Here is a 15,143-nt window from a genome sequence, read left to right on the forward strand (position 1 = left end):
CGTTGCTGTCGCTCATGTTGTTGGTGTTTGTTCACCAACAACGGCATAATACCTTATTAATACCAATGTTGTTAGCGAGCAAATTTAAACAACCCCAAGAATATTTAAAAACCGTATTTTTAATGTTTCATTCGTAACTATTATTGACCATGACACTTAGTTTCATATCTAAAGAAGAACATGCAATTGAACAAAATATTTCATTATTTAAAATAGTTTGCAAAAAAAATAACTGGCATTATCTACTCGAAGAATCTCACATTTATTACCATTCTAGGTATCCAAATGGTAGATGTGACTTTTCTATTTGGACATCACGTTTAATTAAATATCAATTAACAGAAATTGTAATATTAATGGGTACTATTGAAAATTCTAAAGAAGAGCCTTTTGATTTTCAAATTGAAAAAGATTATATCTATTATAATTTTCATTTTGAACTTTTCTATAAAGAAGAAAGTAATTGGTTTTCAAATAAAGGGCTGATATTTACTTATCAGTTTATGAAAGAATTGCTAGCCCATAGACCTGATTGGGTATTTTTAGATCATGATATTGAGGCTCTCTACACCATTGATAATATCGATGACTTTGCAAAAAAGTATGAATTTTCGCCAGATGCCTTTAGTTTTGATTTTACTAATCCAAGTCAATAGAGTCAATTAATTTGTGATTGTTCATTTTGCCTTTGTTGGTGTTATTCCACCAATAAGCCGAAGAAATGTGTTGCTGTCGCCAATGTTGTTGGTGAACAAACACCAACAACGGCGTAGAAGACTAATAAACTAACTAACTCACTACTTCACAACTTTTTCAAATACCGAAGTGCCACACATCCCGATTCAAAAACCTTTGTCTCAACAAGTTTTAATTGCATCGACTCTGGTAGATTAATGTCTGCCATCAACCTTGTGCCTTCTCCTACGATAATGGGGTGAATGACAAAATGATATTCATCAATGAGGTCAAGCGCGATAAGTTGCGAGGGAATATCTACGCCACCAGTTATAATATCTTTGCCTTCTTCTTGTTTTAATTTAAGTATTTCGTCGCGCAGGTTTGTACGAATGATTGTCGTATTTTTCCCCTCAGCCTTCTCTAATGATTTTGAGATGACTACAATTTTTTCAACAGCATCGAATACTTGGGCAAATTCGTCCATTGCTTTGGTCGGAGCCGTATGATTTTTTGCCACATCAGGCCAAAAAGGAACCATCAATTCATAGGTTTTTCGCCCGTATAAGAGTACGTCAGCCTTTCGCATCAATTGGGTGAAATATTCATGCACGTCTTCATTGCCGTTTACTTTAGTGTGGTCGCAGCATCCATCCAAAGTGATGTTGATTCCGAAGATTAGATTTCTCATTTGACTACTGATGGGTTTAATTTTCTTTTAAAGGTAGTAATTTTTGCTTTTCGAAATACCTTTCAGCACAAGTCGAGGAGTGAGAATAATTGTGCATCAAGTCCGCTATATTTTCTAACAACATAAGCAACATACTTTTTACGCAAATGATACCCTACAATGTCGTAAACACACCCATCATATCAAAAGGCGTCTGGTTATCTTTGTTATAGAAAGCAACATAACTATCTTTTAAACGCTATTGCTATGAGAAAATTAAAATTACAGGTACAAATGACCATCGATGGTTTTGTAGGCAGACCAGATGGTCAGCTAGACTGGATGTGGATTCCTGGCGGAAGGGATGAAACAGTTTTCAGAGACATCATTGACATAGCCGATAGTTGTGATACTATTCTGCTGGGACGTAAAATGACCCGAGGCTTCGTTGACCACTGGGAAAATATATTTGATAATCATCCCGAGAGTAATGAACACCCGTTGGCTCAACGAATGGTAAATATGAATAAGGTAGTATTCAGTCATACAGAAACTGTAATATCGGGCAGGAACTTGAAGGTAGAGAATAGAGACCTCGTTACGGCAGTACAAGCACTGAAAGAGGAATCAGGTAAGGATATGCTTGTTTATGGCGGAGCCAATTTTGTAAGTTCACTCATTAGTCATAATCTTATTGATGAATATTATATTTTCAGAAATCCCGTTGTAATCGGTACAGGACTTTCAATTTTTAATGATACAAGGTTTCTGAAGTTAGAGAGTACTGTTACCTACAAAAATGGAAAAATGCTTTGTAAATATCTGCCTCTGTAGTGAATGTTACGTTGGTCGGGATGTTAGCTTGCTACATCCTCGACCTTATTAACAATTAATTTTTTATACTATTTTTTCACTATATAAAATAATATCTATAGATTTTATATAGTAATGGTAGATAATTACTACTTTTGTACCCAAGATTCAAATACAACAGCATTTGCAAGGTATCAATGATGATATATTGCTATATTAAAATGCCATTGAGTTATTATATCGGGAAAGGATATTGAAAAAATAATTTGCAAATCCAGCGATACAACTCGGTGGATTTTTTATTTTAAAATGAATTTAAAATGCAGACAGCAATAAAAAATATGATTGTAATTAATCAACAATATATCAACAGCATGGTGATGTTTTGTTGTATGCTTACAACGCGATGTTGCCGTATTTAACCCTAATTCAAATCTTTTGAAAGGCGTTACGGCAAACCGTGACGCTTTTTTTTACACTAAAAAAAATGGTTTATAGCATCGATAATTAACAAACTAAAAATTCAATAAAAATCTAATGATTGAAATTAAAAATATCTCCAAAACTTTTCATCAGCAAGAACAATCATTCAAAGCACTTGATGAAGTAAGTTTAAATATAGAACAAGGTGATATCGTCGGAATCATCGGTTTTTCAGGTGCTGGAAAAAGTACGTTGATTCGGTCGGTTAATTTGTTAGAAAAACCTGACCAAGGTCAAATTATCATCAACGGAAAAGATTTAACAACGTTAAATAATAGAGAATTGGCAAGGGAACGTAAAAAAATCGGAATGATTTTCCAACATTTTAACCTTCTTTCTTCCAGAACTGTTTTTGACAATGTTGCATTGCCTTTAGAATTGGACAATACCAGTAAGTCAGAAATTGAAAAAAAGGTAAACCAACTTTTAAAAGTCGTCGGCTTGGAAGATAAAGCAAAAGATTATACAAAAAGCCTTTCGGGTGGACAAAAACAACGGGTTGCCATCGCAAGAGCTTTGGCAAATGACCCCTATTTGCTACTTTGTGATGAAGCCACAAGCGCATTAGATCCTGCTACAACGCAATCCATTTTACAACTGTTGAAAGACATCAATCAAAGATTGAACATCACCATTTTACTGATTACTCATGAAATGGACGTGATAAAAGCCATCTGTAACCACGTTGCCGTGATAGACAAAGGAAAACTGATTGCAAAAGGAACGTTGGAAGAAATCATATCAAATAAAGAAAACCCTATCATCAAACAATTTATAATTCCTAAAACAGCGACTATACCTCAATCTTTAAGCAGCCAATTACAGCCAGAACCATCGATAGGTTTGTTTCCCTTGGTGGAAATCGAATTAAATGGCCAAATTTCGTTTGAACAACTTTTATCCGTCGTGCACAGCGACTATAAAATTCAGTACAAATTGTTTTCGGCAGAAGTGGAATATTTGGGTAAATCCAATTTTGGAAAATTACTATTGTCCTTACAAGGAAGTTCGGATGAAAATGAAAAAGTGATTCAGTATTTCAATCAAAATAACATTCTAAACACCATTAACGGATATGTTTGAGCAAACAACTATTTCATTGCTTTTAAAAGGAATTTGGGAAACCGTTTTTATGACGTTTACATCTGGATTTTTTGGTTTTTTAATCGGACTTCCTTTGGGAGTCATTTTGTTTCTTACGAAAAAAGGACAGCTACTTGAAAACAGTTTTTACAACCGTATATTATCGGTATTGGTAAACGTATTCCGCTCCATTCCTTTTATCATTTTAATCGTGTGGCTCATACCATTTACAAGAGTATTGGTAGGAACCTCCATTGGCGTAAATGCAGCGTTGGTTCCGTTGAGTATTGGTGCTGCACCATTCATAACACGGTTGGTAGAAAACAGTTTGCTTGAAGTGCCAAACGGATTGATAGAAACTGCCAGAGCATTGGGGGCAAGTCCTTTACAAATTGTTATCAAAGTTTTGTTACCTGAAGCATTGCCGTCATTAATAAATAATGCAAGCATTACACTCATCACATTAGTAGGATATTCTGCCATGGGCGGTGCCGTTGGTGCAGGCGGATTGGGACAAATCGGCTATCAATATGGTTATGTCGGCTACGATGCTTTTATTATGAATACGGTTTTGGTTTTATTGATAACATTAGTATTTGTCATTCAGTTTTCGGGCGATAAACTTTCTAAAAAATTTAATCACAGATAAAAAATAGAAAAATGAGAAAAATAGGATTATTAAGTTTGGTTACGGCAGTATTATTATTTAGTTCTTGCGGAAATTCAAAAAAGAATGACCCGAATCATATCATTGTTGGTATTACTTCAGGCTTAGAACAAGAAATTGCCGAAGCCGCCAAAAAAGAAGCCAAAGAAAAATACAATTTGGAAGTAGAATTGGTTGCGTTCAACGATTATGTTATTCCAAACGAAGCCTTGAACAATGGCGAGATTGACATAAATGCCTTTCAGCACGTTCCGTATTTGGAAGAACAATCCAAACAACGGGGCTACAAATTAGCGGTTGTGGGCAATACGTTTGTTTACCCAATTGTGGCGTATTCCAAAAAAATCAAAAACATTTCTGAACTGCAAAACGGTAGCACGATTGTCATTCCAAACGACCCGACCAATGGCGGACGTTCATTATTGCTTTTACAAAAAAACGGTTTGTTGAAACTAAAACAAAATGTCGGGCTTTTACCAAAGGTAACAGACATTATTGAAAATCCGAAACAATTGAAAATTCTGGAAATAGAAGCCCCGCAACTTCCCACAGTATTAGATGACAAAGAAGTTACGATTGCTATTATCAATAACAATTTTGCTGCGCAAGCTGGATTAAATCCTGATGAATTAGGCATTTTGAAAGAAGAGAAAGAGTCACCTTATGTAAATGTGATAGTAGCAAGAGAAGACAATAAAAACGAAGAAAAAGTAAAAAATTTCGTAAAAGCTTATCAGTCAGAAGCCGTTGAAAAAGCAGCCATAAAAGCTTTTAAAGGTCGTGCAGTAAAGGGTTGGTAGTCTTCAAAGAATGAATTGTTCACTTTAAATGTTGGTCGGGATGTTGGCTTGCTACATCCCAACCCTTCCTCTATTTTAAAACAGCAGGTAAAAGATATTCTCTCACTATCGTATCCGCTTGCGGATGTGCGTAAGGTTTGTTATAAGCCTTGGCTGTTATGATGATAACGATGGGCAAATCTTTGAAGATGATAAATTGATTACCGCCATTGCCTGCACAATAAAAGGCCTCATAATTCTTGCCCGCTACCTGAAAGGTCTTATTCCAAAACAAATAACTATAATATTCATTATCCCTTTCAGGAATCTGTATTTGCTTGGTCAATGTTTTAGCAACCCAGTCGGCAGGAATAATTTGCTTGCCCTGCCATTTCCCGTTGTTTTTATACAACTGTGCATACTTAGCATAATCTATGGCCGTCATCTGTAAGCTTCCAGCGGTATTTACTACGTTTTGTGGAGTATATTGCCATTGATATTTCGTGATATTTAAAGGCTTAAACAGCTTTTTATCAGTATATTTTTCTAAGCCTTCTGGCACAGTCTTATGTAAAATATCACCCATCAATACTACGCCCGCGGTAAAATAATCCCACTGACCACCGTTCTTTTTATGGGTATCCATGGGTAAATCTAGCGTGAATTTTACCCAATTATCAGTAGGATACATATTCTCTTCATTACCTAGTGATTCGCTACGGGCGTCTGAACCTTCAAAGGCGGAGCTCATGGTAAGTAAATTTTTTATGGTTACCTGTTCTTTGCTTTCAGCGTAATTAGCAAACTTCTTCAAATCATAAAATGCCTTCAAGGGTTGGTTTTCGTTGTTGATGTACCCATCCTTGATAGCAATGCCCGTCATGGTAGAAGTAAATGATTTTCCTGCCGACCGTGGGTCATGAAGGGTGTACCTGTTGGCATCGTTAAAATATTCCTCCAACAATAATTTATTGTCTTTGATAACCACAATGCTCGTAATATCCTTTAGCTCGTATTTAGCAATAGCCGTATTCAATGCTTCTATCTTCTTCGTGTCGTATTTGGCCTTTGATATTTCCCAATCACTGTTGGGAGCTATGGGTTGTATGGCTATTTCTTCCTTCGTAATCACAGGCGTTTTAATGACCAATTCTATCTGTCCTTGTGCAATAATATTGCCTACTCTTAGGTCAGTATCACTTAGTTTTACATAAGGCTTGAGTACAATTTTTAGTTGATGTTTCCCTTCTGTCAGCGCCTTGTCGCCTCCATTTAGTTTGAATCTGTCCCACATATACATCGCCCACCAGCCTTCACCCGTAGTACTTGTGAGTGGCACTCTAAAAGTAGTCACCGTATTTTTGTTGACGCTAGACCCAAAATTACAGCCATGATGGATATTTTCTTGGTAGATAAGATTGCCATCGACAAAAAAGGAAAACTGCAGATTGCCACTTTTTAAGAGTTCTTCAAGCGATAATTCGGGTGCTAATTGATGAATATAATTAGTGACAGAATTTGCCATAAATACCCTAATATTTAGGCTAGTTTTGCGGGATAATTCAAAAGTGTTGAGAAAATCCTCCTCCTTATAAACATTCAGAGGAATGTTGCTAGCCATGAAAGTAATCCTCCCTATGTTGGCTTGGTGAAGTGGATTAGTAATGACTTCGGGCGTGATAATATCTTTTATTTGCCCAGAGGTTTTTAGTGTAATTAAAACACTGAAAAGAATGATTAATACTTGTTTCATGATAATGCGTTATTTCAGAGACAAATTTAAGCGGAGGGATTTTTCCAAAATAGAACAGGATTAACATGGAAGCCTTAACCAAAAAGTATTTTTCGATAGGCAGAAGGATTCATGCCATTGATTTGTTTAAAACAGCGTATAAAATGACTCTGGTCGGCAAAACCGCATTCAAAGGCGATGTCGGTTAGTTGTTTACGTTTGTCAGATAACATGGAGAGCGATTTCTGCACTTTTAATTTTCGAATGTATTCGCCAAAGGTGCAATGAAAGTATTTAGAAAAGTCTCTGGAAAGGTGTACGGGATGAATACTGAGGGTTTCGGATAAAAAGCCCAACGTAAGATTATCAGCAAACTGCTCGTTCAGAATTTCATTGATTGTGGCAACCCATGAGGGGTGCTTGTGTAACAACGATTGACGTCCCTCCGCCATTTGCGATAACATATCTAGCAACAATCCTTGAATAGATAGGGGAGAGGTAGGGTCTTGTATTTTTGTTTCTGTAAATATTTTATACATCAAAAGCTTGAGGGCGGGGTCTGACAGGTTCATATTGCCTTGTATGTTATCAGCCTTTAAAAACAATTCATCAAACCAACTTTTTTCGATTTCTACGTGAAAACCTCGGGTAAAACCTTCGGGCTTGATATTGTAATGGGCATCCTGCCAATGATGAAATAACAATGTACCCGCAGGGCAATGATAAACCTCTTTTTTGTTACCTTCAATTACGTTGCCCTCTAGGATAAAGGTGAAATAGGCGTGTTCATGGTAGTGCCAGTCTACTTTAGGTTGGGTATAAACAGTATCCGTCAATGTGAGTCCATCCAGATGAATAGTTTGATTAGTCTGCCCGTAAAATTCACCTTTCTTTAAATGCTTCATCGTAAGTATTATCTGCCTGATATTTTACTAGCAAGTTATTCTAAAATTAGAGAAATAGCTTTTATTTGGGATGAATGTGCAAATTGGAGGGATGGGGGATGTTTTTGGCTATTTATTTTGGCTATGGGTCATCAGCTTTCGGCGGTCGGTTAGTCCGCATCTAAGATGCTGGACACTGTAATAATCATGGTTTTATAAACCACAAACCTAATTTCTCAATTCTTTGTTCGAGTTTTGTCTTGCTTGATGTAGTGTGTAATATTACGCAAGCAAGGCTGTGGAAGGTTTGAAAATCATTTTTTAAATAGGGTTGAGGATGTAGCTAGCTAGCATCACGACCAACTAGCGAGGGAATTAATTCCCTCGCTAGTGATGCAGTCAGAGACTGGCCATTATTTATTGGGAACAGCATGTGGATAGGCTTATTCTTTATGAGAATTTATTTTTTGCTTCGTCACTTACGGGAGTAAAAAAGTTAATCAAATTCCCGTCTGGGTCACGAAATAGTAACGAGCGATTACCCCATGGCATTGTTGTCGGTTTCTGAACAATTTCGCTTGTTAAACCTTTAATCATTTCGTAATTATAATCTACATTCTCAACAAGGAACTCTATGATAATACTTTTGTTAGTAGCAGGTTCAGCAACGCTTTCTCCGAAGAAAGCCAATGTTCGTGTGCTTCCAATTGCCAAAGTAAAAGACTCAGATATAACCTCTGCAAAGTCATCGGTTGCCCATTTGGCTGTTGTTCCTGTAGCATCCTCAAAAAACTGAACCAATCGCTTTATGTCAGCAGTAATAATTCTTAATGATACTAAATTTGCTTTACCCATCTTTCTTTTTGTTTTTAAATTAATAATAACACAAAAGTAGAATGGCATTATGACAACGGTATGTCAGGTATAGTAAAGTTTTTTTCTTTGGTGTCCAAAAAATCTTTTAGTGTTAGTTCGTGTGGTTCAAACGAAATTTCAAGGGGTTCGATTTTTAAAATTCTATCTAATCGAAACATACGGTAATCATTCCTTAATTGGCAAAAAGCAATAACCAACCAACTCTCTTGTAAATTATAGAAGAAAGCAAATGGCTCTATTTTACGTATAGTTTTATCATTATTTTGTGCTGACTGATAGGTAATTTTTAAAACCTTAAAGTCTGTCAAAGCATTTTGTATCAAGGTTAATGAATTACTTGTATTTCTGTTTGGGATTATAGGACTAATGGCAATTCTTTTGGAAAGTAATTCAGCCTTGTTTTTTGTTGAATATGATAAAACAGCCTTTATTTTATTGACTGCTTCCATATATTCTTTTATGAGAGAGCTATCATTGTTTTTTTGTACCAATTGCTCTATTGTTATTAAAGCATTTGCTTCACTTTCGGTAAACATTACAGGCGGAATCCGATATCCTTCCATTAGTGTATATCCTTTTCTTTCTTCTGCCATTATCGGCACACCTGCTTGTTCCAATGCTTTAATATCTCTATAAATTGTCCGAACACTTACATCAAACTTTTTGGCAAGCGTTAATGATGTAACGATTCTCTTTGTTTGTAGAATTGTTAGTATAGCTGTAAGTCGAGAAAGTCTTTTTATATCGTTGCTGTTCATTTTTTACTTCATTTCATATAGATCTGGTGGGTCTTGTAGTCTTGCCGCGCGTTAGTCCGCATCTAAGATGATGGACTGTAGTAATTGTGGTTTTATAAACCACCCAGCAAGATAAAGATTACAAATCTTTATGCTAATAAGGTCGAGGAGGTAGCAAGCTAACATCCCGACCAACGTTTAAGGACCTCAATCTGTTAAACAATCACTAAATCACTAACTCACAATTCACTAACTATCCAACTCCTTATTAGTCATCACAAAAAAGACATTCTTCAATACATTCATCAACTCTTCTATTTTCATAGGCTTCGCTACATAATCGTCCATGCCTTTTTGCAGACAAATATCTCTGTCTTCGCTCATGGCATTGGCCGTCATGGCAACGATGGCAGGATGTGGGCCGGGCTGACTTTTAATAATACTAGTGGCCTCAAAACCATCCATTTCTGGCATTTGAACATCCATTAATATTACATCATAAGATTTTTCTTTTATCTTTTCCAACACCAGCAATCCGTTCTCTACAATATCACAGGCATAGCCCAGTTTGTTTAAAACCCTGGCTATTAGTTTCTGGTTTACAGCATTATCCTCAGCAACAAGGATATTCAAAGGATACGATACTGCAAAATCGGTGTTTAGGTTACCGATTGGTTTTTCTGTTTGAGGCATTTTGCTATGTCCATTTAATGAAAATTGAATACCATTACACAAATGTTGTAGTTTTACGGGCTTTACAAGGATAGAAGTAAAGAGGTTAGGATATTTCTTTTTGCTTTCGTCACCAATGGAACTAAGCATTACAATAGGAATATTAGCATCAACAGCTTTGATAGCTTTAGCCAAGGCAATGCCATCCATCTCTGGCATTTCCATATCAGTAATCACTAGCTGAATACGCTTGTTGGTGTTAAATATCTCCAGTCCTTCTTGCCCTGACGATGCTAGCACTGGTATCAGGTTCCAGTTTTGCAATTGTTTCTTCAAAATAGTCAGGTTCGTCTGATTATCATCTATCACCAATACTACTCTGCCACTCATTGGATTAAGGTCGCACTGATTCGTAATCATTGGAATGGTATTGCTAATCTGTGTGACGATACTAAAACTAAACACTGACCCTTCGCCATATTCACTTTTTACAGAAACATCACCACCCATTAATTCTACTAGTCGGGTACAAATCGCTAGTCCCAAGCCTGTACCGCCATATTTACGGGTAGTAGATGAATCTACCTGTGAAAACGCCTTGAATAGCTTCCCTATTTTTTCTTTCGGAATACCTATCCCCGTATCTTTTACACTAAACCCAATGGCAATATCTTCTTCATTGATAGGTTTCGGCAGAAGGTACACTTTCACAAAGATTTCACCCTTGCTAGTAAACTTAACAGCATTATTAATCAAGTTAATCAAGATTTGCTTTAATCTCAGCGAGTCGCCAATGATATGCAAGGGTACATCCTGATTAATTTCATAGATAAGGTCAATCCCCATTTGAGCAGTTCGGTGTGAGAATATATCCATCACATCCTCTATCGTACTGCGGAGGTCGAAGCTTTCCTTCTCTATATCCATCTTACCAGATTCTATTTTAGAAAAATCTAAAATATCATTGATAACACTTAACAAACTTTCGCCACAAGTGATAATCGTATCGGTATATTCCTGTTGTTCGCCGTCTAGCTTGGTTTGGTTTAATAATGATGCCATCCCGATTACACCGTTGAGAGGCGTTCTGATTTCATGGCTCATCGTTGCCAAAAACACACTTTTGGCTTGGTTAGCTTTTTCGGCCTCCTCTCTGGCTTGTTGTTCTTGCTCTTTTTGTGAGGTAAGTTCTGTGTTGAGTTCCAGTAAGTTTTCAGCTTGAAGGGCAAGCTCTTCCGACTTAACAAATAGCTCGTCGTTCAATTCACTAAGCTGTGTAGTACGCTCTTTTACAAGCTTTTCAAGTTCTAATTTCTGTTTGTTAGACTTGTTGATGCGGTGAGTATAGAATTTATGAACTGCCAATAAAATAAGGATAATCGCTACCACCCTTAGCCAAATATTATCCCAAAATGGCGGACTAATGATAATCTCAATTGATTTGGCATTATGGTTCCAGATACCATTGTTGTTAGACCCAATCACCCTAAAAGTATAATGACCAGGCGCTAGGTTGTTATAAACAGCTTTGTGTTCAGTACTTGGTGGAGACCATCGTTCGTCTAGTCCCTCTAAGATATACGAGTACTGATTTCTATCAGGATATACATAATTGAGGGCAGCAAAATTAAAAGTGATAGACGATTGTTTATAGTTCAGCTTTATTTCATCTGTATAGCCAATATCCTTCGTTAAACCAATCGACGAGGTATCGGAAGTAACCATCAGTTGATTGGACAATAAAAAGTTGGTGATAAATACAGGAGGGACATATTTGTTTACTTTTATCTCAGCAGGATAAAACATATTCATGCCTTTTATACCCCCAAAAATCATTTGTCCTTCTTTGGTTTGTAGGTAAGCATTGGCTTCAAATTCCATGTTTTGTAGCCCATCGCGCGTATTGAATGATCTGCTTGATAAAGATTTAGGGTTGAGTTCAATCAGACCATTTGACGTAGAAATCCATAAATTATTAAGGTTGTCTTCCAAGATTCCCTTTACAAAATTATTGTCTATATCTGTTCTAGTATTGATAAAATTAAACTTGTTTGCTGTCTTATCGAATTTATACAGCCCCTTCATCCCGACCCATACCGTGCCTTTTTTATCAACAAAAATTACCCTAGCGTCAGTCTTGGTGTTTGGTTCATTAAAATAATGTGAAAATACCCCACTCTCTAGGTTATAGCGGTTTAGTCCACCGTCGTCTGTTCCAAACCATATATTACCGTCGTGGTCTTCCCCAATTGAAACTACATTATTGCCCGAAAACGAAGAAGTATTGTTTTTCCCAGCGGTTATTCGCTTAAACGTACGTGTTTTAGCATCCCATAAATTAATGCCTCCATAATAAGTAGCAATCCAGAAATTCCCTTTGCTGTCGAGGTGCATATCTTGCAAGAAATTCGAACTGAGAGAACTTGGCACTTTAGAGTCATTTTTAAAATGCGTAAAACTGCCCGTCGCTTTATTAAGCACACTGATGCCACTACCCCATGTACCTACCCATATATTTCCCAGAGCATCTTCTGCAATAGTCTGTACCGCATTTGATGACAAGCTTTTAGGGTTGTTTTTGTTGTATAAATAATGTTTAAATTTCTCTGTTTTGGGGTTAAACAAGTTCAGTCCACCGCCATCCGTGCCTACCCAAATATCATTATCTTTATCCTGATAAAAGGCCTTTACATCATTATAACTTAAAGAATTTGGTTCGTTGGTTTTACGAAATAGTTTGAATTTATCAACCCCATCAGCATATAAATCTACCCCTCCGCGATGCATACCAATCCATAAATTCCCTTGTTTATCTTCAAACAACGCCGATACCGTACTGTTTGAAAGGCTTAATGGAAACTCGGGTTTTGGGTAATAATTATAAAACTTTTGGGTAGATGGTTTGTACAAAATCAACCCATTGTTGATAGTCCCTATCCAAATATTTCCTTTATTGTCAGCTAACAAGCTCAATACCATATAATTATTAGGGATATATGGAAGGTCGGATAGGTGATTGAAGACTTGTAAATTGTTTTTAGCAGGATCATAACTTATCATCCCTACGTTATCAGTTCCCAACAAAATATTGCCACTATTATCTTCTTCTATGGCAGTAATCGCATTGTTTTTAGTGGGCAACAAGGCAATGAACTTATGCGATTTTGTGTCAAATTCCACTAGTCCACGTTGTGTACCTAACCACAAGCGACCATTTTTATCTTTTAAAATACAGTTAATCTTATTCAGCTCAACATCATTACTGGGTTGTTTAAAATGTTTTACCTCTTGGGTTTTAATATTAAATAATTCTAAGCCATTATCTGTTGTGCTAATCCAAAGATTTTTTCCTGTAGCATCCTCGGTGATACCCGTAATAACATTAGAAGACAAAGATTTGTTATTGTTGTCAGCGTGTTTGAAACTAGCAAATTTGTTAGTTTCGGGGTCAAAACAATTGAGTCCTCCCGATGTCCCTATCCACATTTTATGGTCTGAGCTCTCATAGATACATCTGATAAAATTGTCGCTAATAGCGTTAGGATTATTTTCATCATTTTTAAAGACAGTAATTTTTATACCGTCGTATTTATTTAAGCCATCACGTGTGCCAAACCATAAGAACCCCCGGCTTCCTTGAAAAATACAATTTACAGAGGTATTACTCAACCCTTGGTCATTGCTGAGATGCCTGAAACGTGAGCTAGATATTTGTGCCAATCCTGTAAACCAAAGAAAGGGAAAAAAGTACACTAACAAAAGGTTTTTTAACAGTCGGCTTGCATTATACGTATTGGAAAACGTGGTAAGACGCGTCATTTTCATTAATTAAAGTAGTAAAGGTTTTAGATAGTATGGTAATAATGGTACGATAATATACGTACGATTATTATAGTAATAAGGATTTGGCTCAAATATAATAAAAAATTGTTATACAGTATGAGAAGCCCAACGTATAATAGCTTAATGAATATTTTTAAAAAATTATACTGAGGAATTTATTAATAAAATAATAAAAAGTATTATAAATAGCGCTATACGTAGGTTGAAAGAAGAATTATGTGTTCGACATACTACATCGAAAATAGATTTAGTAAATAATGAATTTTTAATGACTATATATTGCTTTTTGAAGCATTTTTTTTCGTAATTTTGTTATAAATATAATTTTATAAAGCCACCTAATAAAATAGGTGTTCTACCCATAGGCAATATAAAACTTGTATTTTAAACATCACATTCTCTTTACTTCTTGGCTTATCACAAAGAGGTATCATTAAGTTAAATTGTAGAAACAATTTAGAGCATTGAGCCCATACTGAGTTTAATATTTTAAACTTTGTTAAATGCTAATTATCAACAACGGATTAATAATAATATTACTGGAAATATTTAATAAGGTATAAGTAGAAGCCTTTTTAAGTACGCGCTTTTTATAATAACTGCCCTATTTTATATTTAAGATTGGCTAAATTATAGTTTTACGAAAACACTTAAAACACATATATCATGAGAAAAATTGCTTTATTTTTAATCCTTCTACTAACTATTGTAAGTTGTAAAAAAGATGAACCAGTATCACCCGACTTTTCGGGTATTTTTGTAGGAACATGGACAGCCACTACCTTAAAGGGAAATGGGAGTACCCTAAACTTAGTTGGTGTAAAAGACCCAGCGCTTTATATGATTATAACTAGGGTGGCTGATAATAAATTAAATGCTGTGCTTAGTAGCTATTCTAATGGACAAACCACAAAGTCAGGTGCTTTGACATTAGATATTGCTAAGAATGGCGATACATATACTTTTACTAATACCTCACAATCATCAAACAATAGTAGTGTTTATTTTAAGTATTCAATGCTAACTGGCGAGTTGATGGTGGGCGGTCTTGCTTCGAACGGAGGTCCTATTGAGGCTACCTTCAAAAAATAAAAGCTGTTATGCTAACTACGCGATTTCAGTCGCTTGGATTATGAGCTAGTAGTGATATTATGTCTTGTCCTAAAATAAGTTGACAGTCATTTTTGACCTTGACTTCTTTTCTGATTTTGTATTTCTGTGTATGTTTT

12 protein-coding genes are annotated in these 15,143 nt (G+C 35.9%); 6 read left to right on the top strand and 6 right to left on the bottom strand.

Translation table 11 applies throughout. The features are described from left to right. Positions 1-149: 149 nt before the first annotated feature. Positions 150-656 (top strand): hypothetical protein, encoded by a 507-nt coding sequence (locus AC07N0_RS21600; RefSeq protein WP_494590953.1) that lies wholly within the window; start codon positions 150-152, stop codon positions 654-656. A gap of 146 nt (positions 657-802) precedes the next feature. Here the strand turns inward: AC07N0_RS21600 and AC07N0_RS21605 are convergent, their stop codons facing one another. Continuing rightward, a complete protein-coding gene (locus AC07N0_RS21605) occupies positions 803-1,366 on the bottom strand; it encodes a dihydrofolate reductase family protein (protein WP_494590954.1) in 564 nt (187 codons plus the stop codon). Positions 1,367-1,612: 246 nt separating this feature from the next. On the opposite strand from AC07N0_RS21605, the gene AC07N0_RS21610 reads away from it, so the two are divergent. The 4 genes from AC07N0_RS21610 (at position 1,613) to metQ (ending at position 5,191) form a co-directional block, all read left to right on the top strand. Continuing rightward, positions 1,613-2,179 (top strand): dihydrofolate reductase family protein, encoded by a 567-nt coding sequence (locus AC07N0_RS21610; protein ID WP_494590955.1) that lies wholly within the window; start codon positions 1,613-1,615, stop codon positions 2,177-2,179. Positions 2,180-2,695: 516 nt separating this feature from the next. Further along, positions 2,696-3,724, top strand: a complete 1,029-nt coding sequence (locus AC07N0_RS21615) for a methionine ABC transporter ATP-binding protein (RefSeq protein ID WP_494590956.1) — start codon at positions 2,696-2,698, stop codon at positions 3,722-3,724. Further along, complete coding sequence (metI, locus tag AC07N0_RS21620; RefSeq protein ID WP_494590957.1) at positions 3,717-4,373, top strand: methionine ABC transporter permease MetI; 657 nt, start codon at positions 3,717-3,719, stop codon at positions 4,371-4,373. Before AC07N0_RS21615 ends, metI begins: the two co-directional genes overlap by 8 nt. 11 nt (positions 4,374-4,384) lie before the next feature. Next, positions 4,385-5,191 (top strand): methionine ABC transporter substrate-binding lipoprotein MetQ, encoded by an 807-nt coding sequence (gene metQ, locus AC07N0_RS21625; RefSeq protein WP_494590958.1) that lies wholly within the window; start codon positions 4,385-4,387, stop codon positions 5,189-5,191. Between the two features lie 70 nt (positions 5,192-5,261). On the opposite strand, the gene AC07N0_RS21630 is transcribed toward metQ, so the two are convergent. The 5 genes from AC07N0_RS21630 to AC07N0_RS21650 all read right to left on the bottom strand — a co-directional run bounded on the left by AC07N0_RS21630 (position 5,262) and on the right by AC07N0_RS21650 (position 13,791). Next, entirely contained in the window at positions 5,262-6,923 is a 1,662-nt protein-coding gene (locus AC07N0_RS21630; protein WP_494590959.1) for a serine hydrolase domain-containing protein, read from the bottom strand. A gap of 74 nt (positions 6,924-6,997) precedes the next feature. Continuing rightward, positions 6,998-7,807: a helix-turn-helix domain-containing protein gene (locus AC07N0_RS21635; protein ID WP_494590960.1), complete on the bottom strand. Its 810-nt coding sequence runs from the start codon at positions 7,805-7,807 to the stop codon at positions 6,998-7,000. A 429-nt stretch (positions 7,808-8,236) separates the two neighbouring features. Beyond that, complete coding sequence (locus AC07N0_RS21640; protein WP_494590961.1) at positions 8,237-8,641, bottom strand: VOC family protein; 405 nt, start codon at positions 8,639-8,641, stop codon at positions 8,237-8,239. 47 nt (positions 8,642-8,688) lie between these two features. Beyond that, complete coding sequence (locus tag AC07N0_RS21645) at positions 8,689-9,420, bottom strand: helix-turn-helix transcriptional regulator (protein ID WP_494590962.1); 732 nt, start codon at positions 9,418-9,420, stop codon at positions 8,689-8,691. Between the two features lie 228 nt (positions 9,421-9,648). Continuing rightward, positions 9,649-13,791, bottom strand: coding sequence for a hybrid sensor histidine kinase/response regulator (locus tag AC07N0_RS21650; protein ID WP_494590963.1), 4,143 nt, complete (start codon positions 13,789-13,791; stop codon positions 9,649-9,651). 789 nt (positions 13,792-14,580) lie between these two features. On the opposite strand from AC07N0_RS21650, the gene AC07N0_RS21655 reads away from it, so the two are divergent. Beyond that, on the top strand, positions 14,581-15,006 hold the full coding sequence (locus tag AC07N0_RS21655) for a hypothetical protein (RefSeq protein ID WP_494590964.1): 426 nt from the start codon (positions 14,581-14,583) through the stop codon (positions 15,004-15,006). The last annotated feature ends 137 nt before the right edge of the window (positions 15,007-15,143 follow it).

This window comes from Arcicella sp. GW821-FHT09D11 (genome assembly GCF_059416265.1).